Here is a 15,150-nt window from a genome sequence, read left to right as displayed (position 1 = left end):
GCGAGAGCGCGGGACATGCGTATTTATCTGCAAGAAGAAGAATCATTCGCAAAAATGTGAAAGTGCGAAGAAATCATGCTTGACGACATTGACCGCCGGATTCTGCGCCATTTTCAGGGTGAGCCGAGCCTGTCCGTGGCCGAACTGGCCGAGCGGTGCCGGATCAGTCCGGGCGTCTGCTGGCGGCGGATCGAGAAGATGCAGACGGCGGGGATCATCGAGGGGCAGGAGGCGGTGATCGACTGGGCGGCGCTGGGTTATGCGGTCGAGGTCTCGCTGCGGGTGACGCTGGACAAGACGCAGGCGCGGGCCTTTGACGAGTTCACGGACGCGGCGCGGCAGGTGGCCGAGGTGATCGAGATCCAGACCTTTCTGGGCCGGGTCGATGTGCGCCTGTCGGTGATCGCGCGGGACATGTCCCACTACCAGCAGCTCTACCGCGACCGCATCCTGACCCTGCCGCATATCGCCGATATCGAGGCGCTGATGCATATCGCCCGGGTCAAAAGCGACGAGGTGCTGCCGGTATGATCGAACTGGACGATATGGACCGCAAGCTGCTGCGGGCGCTGGCGCAGGACGCGACGCAAAGCGCAGGAGCCTTGGGGCGGCGGTTCGGGCTGTCGCAGCCGGCGACATGGCGACGCATCCGGCGGCTGGAGGAGGAGGGGGCGATCAAGGGGCGGCGGCTGCGGCTGAACGCCGAGGCGCTGGGCTTTGGCGTGACCGTGTTTCTGGGCGTCAAGCTGGCGCGCAAGGGGCAGGTGAGCCTTGAGGATTTCGAACGCGCCGTCAGCGCCATCCCCGAGGTGCAGACGGTCGAGCACGTGCTGGGGCTGTATGATTACCGCCTGCGGGTGGTGGCGCGGGACCTCAGTGATTTCGAGCGCGTGCTGCGGCGCCGGATCATGACGCTGCCGGGTGCGGGCGAGGTGGAGGCCAATGTGCTGCTCAGCGAGGAACGCCTGCCGGGCCCGATCGGTTGAGGTTCAATAGCGCGTGCTGATCCGGAAGCCGGGGTGATGGGTCATGCGGGCGAGCGTCACCGGCGTGTTTTGCAGCCAGGTCACCCGCTCGGTCTGCATCATCGGCATGCCGGGCATCGTGCCCAGAAACTCGGCCAGACGCGCGTCCGCCGCGACAGCGGAAAAGGCGAGATTGGCGTCCGTGAAAGGCGCGGCATTCAGCAGCCACTCATGCGGCCCGGTCTCGCTCAGATCCGCGTGTTCCACCTCGGGCACCGAGGCGATGTTGATCCAGCGCTCCTCGAACTGGAAGGGCCGGTCATCCGCATAGTGCATGCATTGAAGATGCAGGATTTGCGCATCGGGCGGCAGGGTCAGCTGCGAGCTGAGCCATGCGGGTGCCGGCACCACGTCACGAGCGACCAGCGCATAGCGGTAGGCGGCGTTCTGCGCCTCGACCATCTGCCTTGCAAGGGCGATTTCCAGACGGGCCTGCCGGGCCGGCGCCTTCTTGACCCGGGTGCCGCTCTTGCGCTTGCGCTCGACAAAGCCCTGATCCGCCAGTTCACGCAGGGCGCGGTTGACCGTTGCCCTTGCGCAATCGAATTCGGCGGCCAGTTCGGTTTCGGTCGGTAACACGGACCCCTGCGGCCAGACGCGGCTTTCAATCCTTCGTTTCACCTCGTCACGAACGACCTGAAAGCTGGTCCGCTTTTGCGATTTCACGGGTAAGTCCGCCCTTTCTTGTCCTGGCTGAGCGTATCTGTTCAGAAACACTTCTGCGTGTAAAGATGTCGTGACACTATTTAGCGTCACATGTGTTAACCATTTATTTTCGAACAAGAAAATTGCACGCACCGCAAAGGGCACGGTTGTACTCCCAAATAACCCAATCCGACGACCGACTGTGAAGGCAGAAATTTTCAAGCGATATGTCGATTATCCCCCCGCAAAACGTCGGTTTGCCGCTTTACCTGCCCGGCGGTGGCCGCCAGAAATGACGGGACCAGTCAGAAAGGACAGATCATGCCCGCACTGCTTGATACCGTCGATCCCAACGGGCTCGAGGAATTCTCGGTCGTTTTCACCGACCGCTCGCTCAACCACATGTCCGCCGCCTTTCAGCAGGTGATGCGCGACATCTCGGACATGCTGAAAGGCGTCTACAAGGCGCAGGGCGTCGCGGTGATCCCCGGCGGTGGCACCTACGGGATGGAGGCGGTGGCGCGCCAGTTCGCGCGTGGCGCAAACGTGCTGGTGGTGCGCAATGGCTGGTTCTCCTACCGCTGGAGCCAGATTTTCGAGACCGGCGGGCTGACCGCCAGCACCACCGTGATGAAGGCGCGCCAGACCGGCAATGACAGCCCGTCGCCCTTTGCGCCTGCCCCGATTGACGAGGTGGTGGCGACGATCCGCGAGCAGAAGCCCGATATCGTCTTTGCCCCGCATGTCGAGACGGCGGCGGGCGTAATCCTGCCCGACGACTACGTGACCGCCATGGCGGCGGCGGCGCATGAGGTGGGCGCGCTGATGGTGCTCGATTGCATCGCCAGCGGCTGTGTCTGGGTGGATATGGAAGCCACCGGCGTGGACGTGCTGATCTCGGCCCCGCAGAAAGGGTGGAGCGCGTCGCCCTGTGCCGGTCTTGTGATGCTCTCCGATAAGGGTGAGGCGCGGCTGGCCGAGACCGCTTCGGACAGTTTTGCCATCGACCTGAAGAAATGGCGCGACATCGTGAAGGCGTATGAGGGCGGCGGGCATGCCTATCACGCCACCATGCCCACCGATGCGCTGCGTGCCTTCCGCGATACCATGGCCGAGACCCGCGACTATGGGTTTGACAAGCTGCGCGAGGCGCAGTGGGCGCTGGGCAATGGTGTGCGGGCGATGTTGCGGGACAAGGGCATCACCTCGGTCGCCGCCGAAGGCTTCGGCGCGCCCGGGGTGGTGGTCAGCTATACCTGCGACCCCGAGGTGCAGAACGGCAAGAAATTTGCCGCACTCGGCATGCAGATCGCCGCCGGGGTGCCGCTGCAATGTGATGAGCCCGAGGGCTTCAGCACGTTCCGGCTGGGCCTGTTCGGTCTGGACAAGCTCTATGACGTCGATGCCACCATCGGGCGGCTCAAGCGGGTTCTGGATCAGGTGCTTTGACCGGGTGGCGGGCTGAAGCCCGCCCTACGGTTGGAACCAAATGGGATTGATCTGCACCATAACGCATCAATATTCGCGTTCGAAATCAGCGACATGCTGATTGAGGGGTAAGGAAGTTCGAGTTCTGCTTTAGCGGACGCCAAGACCCATCTGCATCAGCGTCCTGCGCACCGGGGCCAGCGAATAAAGCGCGCTCAGGCCCATCGCACGCGCGTCCCGCAGGGCACGCGTTTCGACCATCGAGGCGCGGTTCAACAGGTCGATGCCCTTCACCCGCAGTTCGATCTCGGTATGGCGGGCCTTGTGATAGGCCGCCAGCATTTCGGCATCGCCCAGACCCTCGGGCCGGGCCTGCGCCAGATCCAGGAGCGTGCGCAGATCGCCCAGCGACATGTTCAGCCCCTGCGCACCGATGGGCGGCACCACATGGGCGGCCTCGGCCATCAGCGCGATGCGTTCACCCGACAGCCGCTCGGCGGACTGGCTGATGATCGGCCAGATGGTCCGGCGCGAGGCCAGTTTCAGCGGACCGAAGAGGCCGCAGGAGCGTTCGGTCATCGCCGCCTCGAACGCCTCAGGCTCCATGTTCAGCAGTTCCAGCGCCTTAGGCCCACGCTCCATCCAGACGATGGCCGATGACGGCTGACCCTGCCAGTCGGGCAGCGGCACCAGCGTGAACGGACCGCCCGAGCGGTGGATCTCGGTCGAGACATTGTCATGCGCAATCGGATGGGTGACCGCAAAGGCCAGCGCCTTTTGGCCATAGCGGGTGGTATGCACACCGATCCCTGCCGCCTCGCGCATGGGCGAGTTGCGGCCATCGGCGGCCACGACCAGCCGGGCCCGGACGCGAGAACCGTCGCTCAGCCCCACCCGCGCTTCGGCAGTGCGGGTGAACAGGCTGGTGGTGCCGGTGCCGGGGCGGAAATCGACGTTGGGCAGATCGGCCAGCCGCGCCACCATCTCGCGCCGTAGTAGCCAGTTGGGCAGGTTCCAGCCAAAGGGCTGATCCGAAATATCGGCGGCGTTGAAATCGCGCACCACGCGCGGCTCGGGCACGTCGCCGCCCGCATCCACGATGCGCATGATCTGAAGGGGGGCCGCGTGTTCGGCCAGCCGGGCCCACAGCCCGCACTGTTCCAGCAGCCCGCGCGCGGGTTGCAGAAAGGCGGTGGTGCGCAGGTCGGAGCCTTCCGCGTCGCGCTCGGTCACCGGCGGGGCGGGGTCGACGCAGATCACGTCGAACCCGGCGGCTCCGAACGCGGCCACCGCTGTCAGCCCGGCGATGCCGCCGCCGGAAATCAGGATGTCACAGCTCTGGCTCATGGCCCGCACCTCCGTTTGCGGTGGACCCTAGGCCGGTTCGGCTTCAGGCGCCAAGTGACATCCTGTCCCGTGTCTCAGCCGCGCGAGATCAGGATCAGCAGCAGGAACATCACCGGCACGGCGGCCAGCGCGGGGATGTAAAGCCCGGGCACACCGAACAGCAGGATCGAGCAGCCCCACATGGAAAACAGCGCACCGGCTGCGTAGTACCAGGTGTCAGCATCGCCCTCGGCCATCTCGCGGGCCATCCAGCCGAACAGCGGCACGGCAAAGATCAGGCGTTGCCAGAACGGGCGGGGGGCGGGGAAGTCGATCGCGGCCATTGGGGGCTCCTGTGGAATGTCTCGGGTGTGTTGCCCGGCATATAGGAACCAAAAGATGCATCCGGCAGGTGCATTTTGCCGCAGAACGGGGGGCTGAGGCAGCAGGTCGCAGGCCGGCCGTTCTGCTCAGGCCAGCCGGGACAGGAACGCGGTCAGATCGTCGGTGTGGTGGTGGATGTGATCGGCGTCATGCGGCTCGGGCGCGACGTGCACCGTGCGCATGCCCATCTGGTGCGGGGCGGCCAGATTGCGGGGATCGTCCTCGAACATCGCGGCTTGGGCGGTGTCGATCCCGTCGCGGGCAAAGATCGCCTCGAAGGCCGCGCGCTCGGGCTTGGGGCGATAGCCCGCATGCTCGACGCCGTAAACCGCATCGAACAACCCGCTGAGGCCGCGCGCGGCCAGTACCCGCTCGGCATAAGGCGCGCTGCCATTGGTATAGACGATGCGGCGGCCGGGCAGGGTGCGGATATAGGCGGCAAGCTGTGCGTCGGGCTCCATGTGGCTCATGTCCACTTCATGCACAGCGACCAGATAGGGATCGGGGTCCAGATCGTGCTCGGCCATCAGACCCGCCAGCGTGGTGCCGTAGTCGCGCCAGTATTGCGACCGCAACCGGTCGGCCTCGGCCCGCTCCACACCCAGCGCCTGCATAACATATTGCGTCATCAGCACCTCGATCTGGTCAAAGAGGCGCATATGCGGCGGGTAGAGCGTGTTGTCGAGGTCGAACACCCATTGGGTGACGTGGGAAAAGGCGGGACGTACCATGCCCCGGGTGTAGGGCTCAGCGTCGCAGTTTTCAATGCCCGGCTTGATTGCAGCCCCGCCCGGCGGATAGACAAGCCGGAACAGGGAGAACGCATTCAACATGAGCCAGAGCCGCCAGCCCCATACAGACGCCTACAGTCTGATCCTCGAAGCCATCGATATTGGCGTCTACAAGCCCGGTGACCGGCTGGTGGAAAGCGAACTGGCCGAGCGCTTCGGCGTGTCGCGCACCCCGATCCGCGAGGCGTTGCAGCGGCTCGAGACGCAGTCGCTACTGGAACGCGACGGGCGGTCGCTGATCGTGGCCTCGCTGGATCACAACCAGATGGCCGAGCTGTACGTGGTACGGCGCGAGCTCGAGGGGCTGGCGGCGCGGCTGGCGGCCCAGCATGCCACCGAGGAAGAGATCAAGGTGCTGCGCGAGATGGTCACTGCCGATGACGCGCTGGTCGACGACCCTTCGGCGCTGTCGCGGGCCAACCGGCGGTTTCACGAGCAGATCCACCTGGCCTCGCACAATCGCTATCTGGTGCAGCAGCTCGATCTGGTGCACCGCACGATGGCGCTGATGGCCACCACGTCGCTGGCGGCGCGTGGCCGGGGCGAGATCGCGCAGAGCGAGCACAAGGGCATAGTCGACGCCATCGAGGCGCGCGACGAGAACCGGGCGCAAAAGGCGCTGCGGGAACATATCTCGATCGCCTTCATGACCCGGCTGCAGCAGGACGCAAACAAGCGCGAGCGGAGCTGACGCTTACGCCGGGGCCTGTTCCTCTCCGGCCTGCCCGTGCTGGGTCTTGTCCCAGAAATAGGGCTTCACGGCCAGCTCCCACAGCGCCTTGTAGGCAGCCAGCACCCCAAGCGGGAAATAGAGCATCATCGTCGGTACCCAAGGCATCAGAAAGCGCCGCTGCCGCGACGAGACGGCGGCCAGCCCGACCGCGATGTTCAGCGCCTCGGCAGCCACGAACAGGCCGACACAGACGGTCAGGGCCTGCAGCGGCAGAACCTCGGCCACCGGATGCGGCAGGCCCAGCACGATCAGCCAGAAGGACCACAGCATCGGCGCCAGCAGGAACTGGCCCAGCGTGCCCAGAAAGAACGCCTGCACGCCCAGAAACCGCCTGAGCCCCAGATCGCGCAGCAGCCGCAGCGGCGCGCGCATATGCACCAGATAGGTCACCATGAACCCCTTGAGCCAGCGCGAGCGCTGCTTGACCCAGGGCCAGGCGCGGAAATTGGCCTCTTCGTACGTCACGGTGTCGATCATCTCGGTGCGGTATCCGGCGCGGCACAGGCGCACCCCAAGATCGGCATCCTCGGTCACGTTATGGGCGTCCCAGCCGCCCAACTCCTCCAGCACCTCGCGGCGGAAGAACAGGGTGGTGCCGCCCAGCGGCACCACCAGACCCAGCCGGGCGATGCCGGGCAGAATGATGCGGAACCAGCTGCAATACTCGATGGTGAAACACCGCGCCCGCCAGCTGCTGCGCGGGTTGTAATAATCAAGGATGCCCTGCAGGCAGACCACGTCCTCAGGGACCTGCGCAAACCGCGCGGCCACTTGTTCGATCTGGTCGGCCATCGGCGCGTCCTCGGCATCCCAGACCCCGATGATCTCGCCCCGGCAAAAATCCAGCGCATAGTTCATCGCGCGCGGCTTGGTGGTCAGCCCGTTATGGTCGGGCACCTCGATCACCCGCATCCAGTGGGGCAGGTCGGCGCTGGCCAACGCCTCGCGTGTGACCTCGTCCTTTTCCTCGAGCACCAGAATCACGTCGAGCAGCGCCTTGGGATAGGTCAGGCGGCTCAGCCGTCCGATCAGGGCGCTGGCGATCTCACGCTCCTTGTAGAGCGGGACGAGGACCGAAACCTTGGGCAGGCGGGGGGAGGCATCGAGGGCGGGTTGCCCGCGCGGTGCGGTCAGCGAGGAATGGCTGAGCAGATGCGCAACCGCCCCGGCGGCGCGCAAGGCGACGAACAGGAACAGCGTCGCCACCGCAGCCGCGAAGAGGGCGGTCAGACCCCAGACCGGCACCAGTGCGGCGATGCTCGCCATCAGAAGGACCACCGCGATGCCCGGCAGGCGCGAGGCGATGTGCCAGTCACGGCAGCTCTGGGACGCCTCCACGCGGGTCTCGGCGGCGCGGGCCAGCGGGTCCGCAAAATGGCGGGCGATGGCACGGTCGATCTGATCGGCGCTGGCCAGCGCCGGCACCAGCGTCAGCCCGGTCTCGGACATCGCCGTGCGCACCTCTTCGAACTGGTCGGGCCGGGCTGTGGCGATCAGCACGAGCGGCCCCAGACGCATCCATGGGATGACCCCATGGCCAAGCCAGAATTCCACCGGCATCAGATCGCAGAGATCGCCGCCGGGCGGGTGCTCGGCCAGATCGGCCACCTGAATGCCGTTCTGCATCGCCAGAGCCGCCAGCACGTCACCCGGTTCGGCCCAGCCTTCGGCCACCAGGATCTCGCCGATGGGAGCGTTCAGGCGCAGCTGCATCTGCAGCGCCTGGATCAGTTGCGCCTGAGTGATGACCCCGCTCGTCACCAGATGGCGCCCCAGCGGCAGCTGCGGCCGCACCGACGGGATCGGCCAGGCCGGTGCAAGCAGTTGGAGATTCTGGTCACTCATTCACCGGACCCCGACACGTGAAACCGCGTCAGGGTGGTGCAATCGGAGTTAACGTGCAGTTAACAGGCGCGATCAGGCCGCGTTTTTCCGCGCCGACATGGCCGAAGCGAAACGTTCGAACAGGTAGAAGCTGTCCTGCGGGCCGGGCGAGGCCTCGGGGTGGTACTGCACCGAATAGACGGGGCGGTCGGTCATGCGGATGCCGCAGTTCGACCCGTCAAACAGCGAGCGGTGGGTCTCCATCACCCCTGAGGGCAGGGTCTGGGCATCGACCGCAAAACCGTGGTTCATCGAGGTGATCTCGACCTTGCCGGTCTCCAGATCCTTGACCGGGTGGTTGGCGCCGTGATGGCCGTGGTTCATCTTGACGGTCTGACCCCCAAGGGCCAACGCCAGCATCTGATGGCCGAGGCAGATGCCGAAAACCGGCAGGTCGGTGTCGTCGAGGATTTCCTTGATCATCGGCACGGCATATTCGCCGGTTGCCGCCGGATCGCCGGGGCCATTCGACAGGAACACGCCATCGGGATCATGCGCCAGCACCTCCGCCGCCGTGGCGGTGGCGGGCAGAACCGTGACGTCGCAGCCCGCCGAGGCGAGGCAGCGCAGGATGTTGCGCTTGGCGCCATAGTCGACCGCCACCACCTTGTGCTGCGGGGCCTCCTGCCGGGCATAGCCGTCGGGCCAGGCCCAACGCATCTCGTCCCAGCGGTAGCTCTGCGCGCAGGTGACCTCCTTGGCCAGATCCATGCCTTCGAGCCCCGCAAAGCCGCGCGCGGCCGCGATCAGCGCCACGATGTCGAAATCGCCGTCCGGATCATGGGCCAGCGCCACATGCGGCGCGCCCTGCTGGCGGATCGCGCGGGTCAGGCGGCGCGTATCGACGCCGCCGATGGCGATGCGGCCACGCTTGGCCAGCCAGTCCTTCAGCTCTTCGCCGGCGCGCCAGTTCGACGCCTCGGTCGGGTCCCATTTGACCACCATCCCCTCGGCCACCGGATCGCCGGTTTCGTCATCGTCGGGATTGACGCCGACATTGCCGATATGGGGAAAGGTAAAGGTCACGATCTGGCCCGCATAGGACGGGTCGGTCATGATCTCCTGATAGCCGGTCATGGCGGTGTTGAAGCACAGCTCGGCGACCGTCTGGCCGGTGGCGCCGAAGCCGTGCCCGTAAAACAGCGTCCCATCGGCCAGTGCCAGACATGCGGTGGGCTTGGACGGGGCGTGCGGGGCCATGGCGCGACTCTCCTGCTGGGTAAATCGGCGCATTCGTAAGGGGGTTAGGCCCCTTGGTCAACCCTGTTCAATTTTTTGGCTATCGTTTTATTTCAATGGCTTAGCTGCATGCGCCCCCTGTTGTGTCGGCCTTTTTGTTTCGGTATGGTCGGGTTTCCGGTTCCATGGGGATGGACAGAGCAGATGGATATGCGATCGAGGGTCAACACGGCCCTTAAGCAAGCAATGAAAGACAAGGCGCCTGCGCGTTTGTCGACACTGCGGCTGATCAACGCCGCGATCAAGGACAAGGATATCGCCACACGCGGCTCGGGCAGCGAAGAGGCCAAGGGTTGCGGCGATGCCGAAGTGCTGGAAATCCTTGGTAAAATGACCAAGCAGCGCAAGGAAAGCGCGCGCGCCTATGAAGAGGGCGGGCGGCTTGATCTGGCCGAGAGGGAGCTTCAGGAAATCGCCGTGATCGAGGAATTCCTGCCCAAGCAGCTGGACGACGACGAGGTGACCGAGGCCATCAACACCGCCATCACCGCCACCGGCGCGGGCTCGATCCGCGACATGGGCAAGGTGATGGGCGAGCTGAAATCGCGCTATACCGGGCAGATGGATTTCGGCAAGGTGGGCCCGATGGTCAAGGACCAGCTCTGCGCGGCCTCGGGCGGCGGCTGCTAGAGGCAGCTCTTCCGTCAGACATCGGAACAGGCGCCCCGGGGACAGCCCTTTGCAGTAAATGGTGCAGTTGAATGATCTCTGGGCGCAGGTGCAACGGCGGCTCCGAACCCAGAGCAACGATTGCAACGGTGGAAACGAGCGTCAGCTTCCAGGCTGCGGCCATGCGAGAGCGATTGGGTTCATTCTTTGAATAAGAATTGGTAACCTTTCCGGATGAGAAAACCAACGCGCAGCATCAATGTCCAAGACAATATTTTGCCGGACGGATCAATGTCCTCTGAACTCAGGGAATTCTTGGCAGGCGCACTAGCCAAAATGGAGGAAAATGCCGTCGATCACGAGCAGCCACCATGGACGGCTTTCCCCGAATATGACAGATATTCAATGGGTTGGAGGATGGGACCTGGCGAGGATTACTGGAACGCCTTCCATTCTTGGATTCGCTCTCTCAGCAGGCCAGATGCCGATGCGTTTGTTTCAGCTCATCCTGAGCCTGAAAATTGGAAGGGATTTTACGATAGTATTGACTTTGGTAGCTAGTATTGTTGCGGCCCGCCATTAGATTTCGCTATTATGTGGAGCCGCTGAGAACGTTGCGATAGGTCACATCGAAAGCAGCCGTTCACGCTGGCGCAGCGAAATGGTGCTTTGTCCCGCACAGTTGCCATTTCGGGTTCCTCACTCACGAGCATTTCTTCGGGATCGGTCCGTCGCCCAAGACCCACTACCTTTTATCTTAGTGATCCTGGCCCTTTCTTACGCCATTTGCTGCAAAGGGCTGGCTCCCTCGGTGTATTTTTCACTCGAAGACCAGCTCAGACAGGGCGGTATCGGCCCAGCGGCGCCCGGGGTAGGTGCTGTCGATGCGCAGCATCACCCAGTGCAGCGGGCCGCCGTCCAGCGCGATCTCCTGCCAGTCCGGCGTATCCGCCAGCGTCACCTGCCGCGAACTGCCATCCGAGGCGATCAGGCTCAGGCCGCGGACGCGGGCATTGTCCAAATAGGCCTTGTTGGATTTGGTATAGCCGTTGCGCAGCAGAAGGCGCGCGGGCCGGGCCGGGGTGTCGAAGGTGATGGCGACATATTCGCCCTCGCCATTGCCGGGACCGCCCTCGACCCAGGCGGTGTTGCCGTTGCGGTCGAACAGATGCGCGGTGCCATAGCTGGACGCGCCCTGCGGCGCCAGCGTGGTGGACGCGCAGACCGAGGCCGGGCCGAGCGCAAGCTGCAGGTGGCTGCAGATCTCTCCGGCGCGGGCCGGGCGGGTGAGGCTGGCCTGAGGGGCGGTCTCTGGTGCGGCCTCTGGTGCGGTTCGGGGCGAGGGGCTCGCCGCACCTGGGTTGCGGCGCGTGTAGCGGTCCCAGCCGCGCTCGACCGCCGCCAGCCGCTGATGACGCGGCGGGTGCGTGGCTGATCCTTCGACGCTGAGCGTGGACCAGAGCGACTGCGCCTGCTGCAGACTGGCTCCCAGCGCGGCGAGAGTGAAACCGGCATATTCGTCCGCCTCCAGCTCGGTCGGCGGGCGCGAGCCACGACCGGTCAGCGTGTGCCCCTGCAGGTGGTGGCCGACCTCATGGGCGATGATGCCATAGAGCTGCCAGGTCGCCTGCGGGTCGTCCTTGTAGCGTTCGATCCAGACCGGGTTGAAGGCCAGATAGCGCTCTTTTTCGATCACAACGGCGGCGGCATTGCCGACCTCGGTGGTCTCGATCACCTGAAAATTCGGCGCCAGTCCCGAGACGGCGAGGATCTCGTTCACCACCGACCAGACCTCTTGCACCGAAAAGCTGTCGGCGCCGGCAAAGCGCGGCAGCTCGATATTGACGGTCTCGCAGCCGGCGATGGTGCAGGCGACCTGTTCTTCGGCCTTGGCGGCAAGCGCGGCCAGAAAAATGGCGCAGGACAGGATCAGAGGTCGCATCGGCAGCGGGTCCGTTCATGTGGGTCTTCAAGGGGAACTGTAACCAGCGGCGGCGGCCTCAGGCAAAGAAAAACAAGGTTTTACAGCACTTTGCGGAGATCTTGAAACACCGAGCATCACTTAACGCGTTGAAATCTATGATTTCAGGCAGCGTTAGGTGATTCAGGTATTTCGCAAGGTGCTTTAGCCTTTCGGGAAAAAGTCGAACCGCCAATACCCTGCCGCACCAGCGGTGCTTTCGGGACATTGGCCATACATGCGTCTCAGAGATTTCCCGGAACGCTCTAGCGAAAGGCTTGGGTCAGCTCGTCATAAAGCGCGATGCGCTCGTCCTCGGACAGAAAGGCGCCGATCTCGACCTCGCGCCCGGCGCCGGTCAGCGTGACATAATGGGGCACCGGCCCGCCCTGTTCATGCATCTTCGGATGCGCCCAATAACGATTGCAGTCCCATTCCTGGTCCGGCCCCTTGGGGTTGTGACGCACCAGATGGGCATGATCGTTGGACAGGGTCAGCACTTCGAGCACGCGGCGCTGGCGATAGTTCAGATCGAGCGCCAGCCATATCCCCGCCACCGCGATCAGGACAAAGGGCAAAAGCCCCCAGAGCAGCACCGAGCCCAGCAGCGCCAGCAGCGGGATGGAGGCGAACAGAAAGACCGTCAGCACCACCGCCGCCGCACCGCGCGGAGGCAGCGAGTTGTGCGGCCAGAGATGCAGTTCCCGTTCCGCCTTGGACGTGCGTTTCCAGTCATAGGGCATATCGTTAATCTATCATGTCCGGCCTGCGGGTCGAGGGTGCGGCCGCCTCAAATCCGGTTACACCACGTGACCGACCCGGACCCAGGAAAACGCGTCCTCAAGCCGGTCGTCCCCCCAGAACACCTCGCCCCGCACGACAAAGCTGGGCGCGCCGAAGATGCCGTGCGACACCGCCTTTTCGGTCTCGGATGCCAGCGCCTCGACGGCCTCGGGCTCGCGAGCGCGGGCCAGGATCGGCAGCGGGTCCTGTTCGCAGCGGTGCAGCGCCTCGGTCAGGGCGGCCTCGCTGCCGGCCTCGACCCCGTCTTCGAACCAGATGCGGTAGAGCGCTTCGGTAAAGCGCTTGCCCCAGCCTTCGCCCATCCCCATGAGCGCGACCTGATTGGCCAGTGCCAGATCCGAGATCGGGTAGGGCGCGGGCAGGCTGGCATGCAGCCCGTACTTGGCCGCGCGCCGCTCGATGTCGCGCCACATATAGGCGCTTTTTTCCGGTTTGCCCGCAAAGGGGATGTTCTGCTGCGCGTTCATCACCGTGCGGACGTTGAAAGGGTGCCAGCACACGGTTGCATCATGTTCCTTGCACCAGTCCGGCAGGCGCAGGATGGTGAGAAAGCTGTAGGTGCTGCCGATGGAATACCAAAAATCAATCTCGGGCATCTGGAGGACTCCGAAAAATCAATATGTGACTTACCCATAGTAGCGGATTTTAGTGAGTCTGGCGATGTGCGCGCGCTCGGTTGCATTTGAAGTGGGGCGGTGGGGCTGTCCCACTTCTTCCCTGCGCCGCACAGGAAATGCCGGCAATGCGGACATTGCAGACTTTCAGGTTATGGCGACGGCGAGATCGCCGACTTGATCATAACAACCGTCTCTTCTTCACCAAAGAACTTCCGGCTTTGCTCGACATAGCCTAACGCCGAGTAGAATTTGACCGCCGACAACGAAGACGAAACCACAAGTTCCTGCACACCTCTTTTGGAAGCAACCCGTTCCAGCTCTCCCAACAATACGCTTCCGACACCCCTCCGGTGCAGGTCAGGCGATACGAATACAGACTTAATTTCAGGACCTTGCAACGCACCAGTGCCGGCAACCACGTTATCATGCATGGCCACTATGGTTAGCCGCTGTTTCAAGAAATCGAGAATGTTGGATGTCGAAAAATTGCTGACAAGACGGTTGATCTCATGGGGAGGATAGTCCTTGGCATTGACCCTCCGGATTGCATCCCGAACCACTTTGCCAATACCTTCCGCGTGCTCTTCACTGGCTGTTATAACTTCGATCTGGGTTCGCATGGGGGCATGATACAACGTTCAAATTCAGATGTCGTGGTTGGGCTCACACTGGTCATCTGACGACTTCGCTCAGGCCTTCCCTGCGTTGGCGCGCACCCAAGGTCGCCGGCGCGGACAAAGCTGACGTGCGGACGCCTAGTGTTTGCGATTCACGACCGAGGCGAGAATTGCCTGCGGCACATTCCGCTGGTTTGCGGCAGACGCGAAGAGAAACTGGGTTGGGTTACCCGTCATCATTCGGATATATAAACCCGTTCACCGGGTAGGAACTGCCATACCGGCCCGGCTGGCTTTCGACCCGGACCAGCGTCCAGTCATTGTGTTTGGATACGTCCCTGACGCCCATTTTCAACGATACCTTGTTGCGGTGCCAGTTGGCGTGGTTCACGACGACTTCCCGGTCGGTGACAATATCGGACACAACCGCCACATGGCCCAGAGGCATCCCGCTGGTCGCCCGAAACGACATCACCGCGCCGACAACCGGTTCAGTGCCCCGCTCAAAAGCATTGCGCGCCTTACCCCACCAGTCCTTGGCGTTGCCGCGAATTTCGATGCCGCTGAGGTTCCTTGCGTAAGGCACGCACCACACCCTTTGGCCCCGGGCCTGCTTTTGCGCGACCTCGCGCAGGGCCATTGACTGACGTTCCGGATTGAGATTCGCATTGGTCGGGCTTTGGGAGCAGGCAGAGACAAGGCTGAAAAGCCCCAACGCAACCGCAGTTCGGGCGGTGCCGGACAAGCGCGGCCAAATCGTATTTGTTTTGTGAGCGTTGTTTTGCAAGAAGCTTCATTGCCGGTTCGAAGACTCACGGGGTTTTACGGTGGTCTGATCGGGAATGAAAAGAGGCTTGCCAATTCCCCGGCAAGATTTTGCCAGTTCCCCGTGCCACATTTAGGCCAATGGCTGAGCCAAAAGACGCATCACGCCTATAATGCCCATAATGTCAATAATGACAAATGCTGCGTTTGAACACGAGGTCTGCAATGGGCTCGGAGCGGTCGCTGTGCTTGAAACCAAGCGGTGGCTCCTCTGGTTCGTCGATCACGTGCTCCAAAGAAAAACCCCGCCGGGATCGGCGGGG

Annotated in this window: 17 protein-coding genes; 6 read left to right on the top strand and 11 right to left on the bottom strand. The window is 63.5% G+C overall.

Translation table 11 applies throughout. The features are described 5' to 3' along the window. Positions 1-75: 75 nt before the first annotated feature. Positions 76-531: an Lrp/AsnC family transcriptional regulator gene (locus AB3N21_RS10560; RefSeq protein ID WP_367935204.1), complete on the top strand. Its 456-nt coding sequence runs from the start codon at positions 76-78 to the stop codon at positions 529-531. After that, positions 528-986 (top strand): Lrp/AsnC family transcriptional regulator, encoded by a 459-nt coding sequence (locus tag AB3N21_RS10555; protein WP_367935203.1) that lies wholly within the window; start codon positions 528-530, stop codon positions 984-986. Before AB3N21_RS10560 ends, AB3N21_RS10555 begins: the two co-directional genes overlap by 4 nt. A gap of 3 nt (positions 987-989) precedes the next feature. On the opposite strand, the gene AB3N21_RS10550 is transcribed toward AB3N21_RS10555, so the two are convergent. After that, positions 990-1,691 (bottom strand): GntR family transcriptional regulator, encoded by a 702-nt coding sequence (locus AB3N21_RS10550; protein ID WP_367935202.1) that lies wholly within the window; start codon positions 1,689-1,691, stop codon positions 990-992. A 300-nt stretch (positions 1,692-1,991) separates the two neighbouring features. Between AB3N21_RS10550 and AB3N21_RS10545 the strand changes: the two genes are divergently transcribed. After that, the gene (locus AB3N21_RS10545) at positions 1,992-3,119 is read left to right on the top strand and encodes an aminotransferase class V-fold PLP-dependent enzyme (protein WP_367935201.1); all 1,128 of its coding nucleotides are present in this window, start codon (positions 1,992-1,994) and stop codon (positions 3,117-3,119) included. 129 nt (positions 3,120-3,248) lie between these two features. Here AB3N21_RS10545 and AB3N21_RS10540 read toward each other — a convergent pair whose 3' ends face one another. From AB3N21_RS10540 to AB3N21_RS10530, 3 genes are all read right to left on the bottom strand, one after another. Beyond that, positions 3,249-4,445, bottom strand: a complete 1,197-nt coding sequence (locus tag AB3N21_RS10540) for a UbiH/UbiF family hydroxylase (protein ID WP_367935200.1) — start codon at positions 4,443-4,445, stop codon at positions 3,249-3,251. Between the two features lie 74 nt (positions 4,446-4,519). Beyond that, positions 4,520-4,768: a hypothetical protein gene (locus AB3N21_RS10535; RefSeq protein WP_367935199.1), complete on the bottom strand. Its 249-nt coding sequence runs from the start codon at positions 4,766-4,768 to the stop codon at positions 4,520-4,522. A 126-nt stretch (positions 4,769-4,894) separates the two neighbouring features. Continuing rightward, a complete protein-coding gene (locus tag AB3N21_RS10530; RefSeq protein ID WP_171178788.1) occupies positions 4,895-5,539 on the bottom strand; it encodes a pyrimidine 5'-nucleotidase in 645 nt (214 codons plus the stop codon). A gap of 100 nt (positions 5,540-5,639) precedes the next feature. Between AB3N21_RS10530 and AB3N21_RS10525 the strand changes: the two genes are divergently transcribed. Continuing rightward, positions 5,640-6,290, top strand: a complete 651-nt coding sequence (locus AB3N21_RS10525; protein ID WP_367935198.1) for a GntR family transcriptional regulator — start codon at positions 5,640-5,642, stop codon at positions 6,288-6,290. 3 nt (positions 6,291-6,293) lie between these two features. On the opposite strand, the gene AB3N21_RS10520 is transcribed toward AB3N21_RS10525, so the two are convergent. After that, positions 6,294-8,177, bottom strand: coding sequence for a glycosyltransferase (locus AB3N21_RS10520; protein WP_367935197.1), 1,884 nt, complete (start codon positions 8,175-8,177; stop codon positions 6,294-6,296). Positions 8,178-8,249: 72 nt separating this feature from the next. Further along, positions 8,250-9,416, bottom strand: coding sequence for a glutamine-hydrolyzing carbamoyl-phosphate synthase small subunit (gene carA, locus AB3N21_RS10515; protein ID WP_367935196.1), 1,167 nt, complete (start codon positions 9,414-9,416; stop codon positions 8,250-8,252). A 183-nt stretch (positions 9,417-9,599) separates the two neighbouring features. Between carA and AB3N21_RS10510 the strand changes: the two genes are divergently transcribed. Beyond that, positions 9,600-10,085, top strand: coding sequence for a GatB/YqeY domain-containing protein (locus tag AB3N21_RS10510; protein ID WP_367935195.1), 486 nt, complete (start codon positions 9,600-9,602; stop codon positions 10,083-10,085). Between the two features lie 213 nt (positions 10,086-10,298). After that, positions 10,299-10,625, top strand: a complete 327-nt coding sequence (locus AB3N21_RS10505) for a hypothetical protein (RefSeq protein WP_367935194.1) — start codon at positions 10,299-10,301, stop codon at positions 10,623-10,625. 259 nt (positions 10,626-10,884) lie between these two features. Here AB3N21_RS10505 and AB3N21_RS10500 read toward each other — a convergent pair whose 3' ends face one another. From AB3N21_RS10500 to AB3N21_RS10480, 5 genes are all read right to left on the bottom strand, one after another. Continuing rightward, positions 10,885-12,006 carry a hypothetical protein gene (locus tag AB3N21_RS10500; protein WP_367935193.1) on the bottom strand — a complete coding sequence of 374 codons (1,122 nt, stop codon included), beginning with the start codon at positions 12,004-12,006 and terminating at the stop codon, positions 10,885-10,887. Between the two features lie 284 nt (positions 12,007-12,290). Beyond that, the gene (locus tag AB3N21_RS10495) at positions 12,291-12,767 is read right to left on the bottom strand and encodes a DUF2244 domain-containing protein (protein WP_367935192.1); all 477 of its coding nucleotides are present in this window, start codon (positions 12,765-12,767) and stop codon (positions 12,291-12,293) included. A gap of 57 nt (positions 12,768-12,824) precedes the next feature. Beyond that, positions 12,825-13,424, bottom strand: a complete 600-nt coding sequence (locus tag AB3N21_RS10490; protein ID WP_367935191.1) for a 2-hydroxychromene-2-carboxylate isomerase — start codon at positions 13,422-13,424, stop codon at positions 12,825-12,827. A gap of 170 nt (positions 13,425-13,594) precedes the next feature. Continuing rightward, positions 13,595-14,065, bottom strand: a complete 471-nt coding sequence (locus tag AB3N21_RS10485) for a GNAT family N-acetyltransferase (RefSeq protein WP_367935190.1) — start codon at positions 14,063-14,065, stop codon at positions 13,595-13,597. A 223-nt stretch (positions 14,066-14,288) separates the two neighbouring features. Then, positions 14,289-14,648, bottom strand: a complete 360-nt coding sequence (locus AB3N21_RS10480) for a CHAP domain-containing protein (RefSeq protein ID WP_367935189.1) — start codon at positions 14,646-14,648, stop codon at positions 14,289-14,291. Between the last annotated feature and the right edge of the window lie 502 nt (positions 14,649-15,150).

This window comes from Ruegeria sp., from assembly GCF_040830605.1.
Lineage (GTDB): Bacteria > Pseudomonadota > Alphaproteobacteria > Rhodobacterales > Rhodobacteraceae > Ruegeria.
Note: the sequence above shows the minus strand (reverse complement) of the source record. Positions and strands in the feature narration are given on the sequence as shown.

Bases quoted from the DNA above. Each gene is read 5' to 3' on its own strand.
- AB3N21_RS10560 (WP_367935204.1), top strand. From the start codon at position 76: ATGCTTGACGACATTGACCGCCGGATTCTGCGCCATTTTCAGGGTGAG.
- AB3N21_RS10555 (WP_367935203.1), top strand. From the start codon at position 528: ATGATCGAACTGGACGATATGGACCGCAAGCTGCTGCGGGCGCTGGCG.
- AB3N21_RS10545 (WP_367935201.1), top strand. From the start codon at position 1,992: ATGCCCGCACTGCTTGATACCGTCGATCCCAACGGGCTCGAGGAATTC.
- AB3N21_RS10540 (WP_367935200.1), bottom strand. From the start codon at position 4,445: ATGAGCCAGAGCTGTGACATCCTGATTTCCGGCGGCGGCATCGCCGGG.
- AB3N21_RS10535 (WP_367935199.1), bottom strand. From the start codon at position 4,768: ATGGCCGCGATCGACTTCCCCGCCCCCCGCCCGTTCTGGCAACGCCTG.
- AB3N21_RS10530 (WP_171178788.1), bottom strand. From the start codon at position 5,539: ATGGTACGTCCCGCCTTTTCCCACGTCACCCAATGGGTGTTCGACCTC.
- AB3N21_RS10525 (WP_367935198.1), top strand. From the start codon at position 5,640: ATGAGCCAGAGCCGCCAGCCCCATACAGACGCCTACAGTCTGATCCTC.
- AB3N21_RS10520 (WP_367935197.1), bottom strand. From the start codon at position 8,177: ATGAGTGACCAGAATCTCCAACTGCTTGCACCGGCCTGGCCGATCCCG.
- carA (WP_367935196.1), bottom strand. From the start codon at position 9,416: ATGGCCCCGCACGCCCCGTCCAAGCCCACCGCATGTCTGGCACTGGCC.
- AB3N21_RS10510 (WP_367935195.1), top strand. From the start codon at position 9,600: ATGGATATGCGATCGAGGGTCAACACGGCCCTTAAGCAAGCAATGAAA.
- AB3N21_RS10505 (WP_367935194.1), top strand. From the start codon at position 10,299: ATGAGAAAACCAACGCGCAGCATCAATGTCCAAGACAATATTTTGCCG.
- AB3N21_RS10500 (WP_367935193.1), bottom strand. From the start codon at position 12,006: ATGCGACCTCTGATCCTGTCCTGCGCCATTTTTCTGGCCGCGCTTGCC.
- AB3N21_RS10495 (WP_367935192.1), bottom strand. From the start codon at position 12,767: ATGCCCTATGACTGGAAACGCACGTCCAAGGCGGAACGGGAACTGCAT.
- AB3N21_RS10490 (WP_367935191.1), bottom strand. From the start codon at position 13,424: ATGCCCGAGATTGATTTTTGGTATTCCATCGGCAGCACCTACAGCTTT.
- AB3N21_RS10485 (WP_367935190.1), bottom strand. From the start codon at position 14,065: ATGCGAACCCAGATCGAAGTTATAACAGCCAGTGAAGAGCACGCGGAA.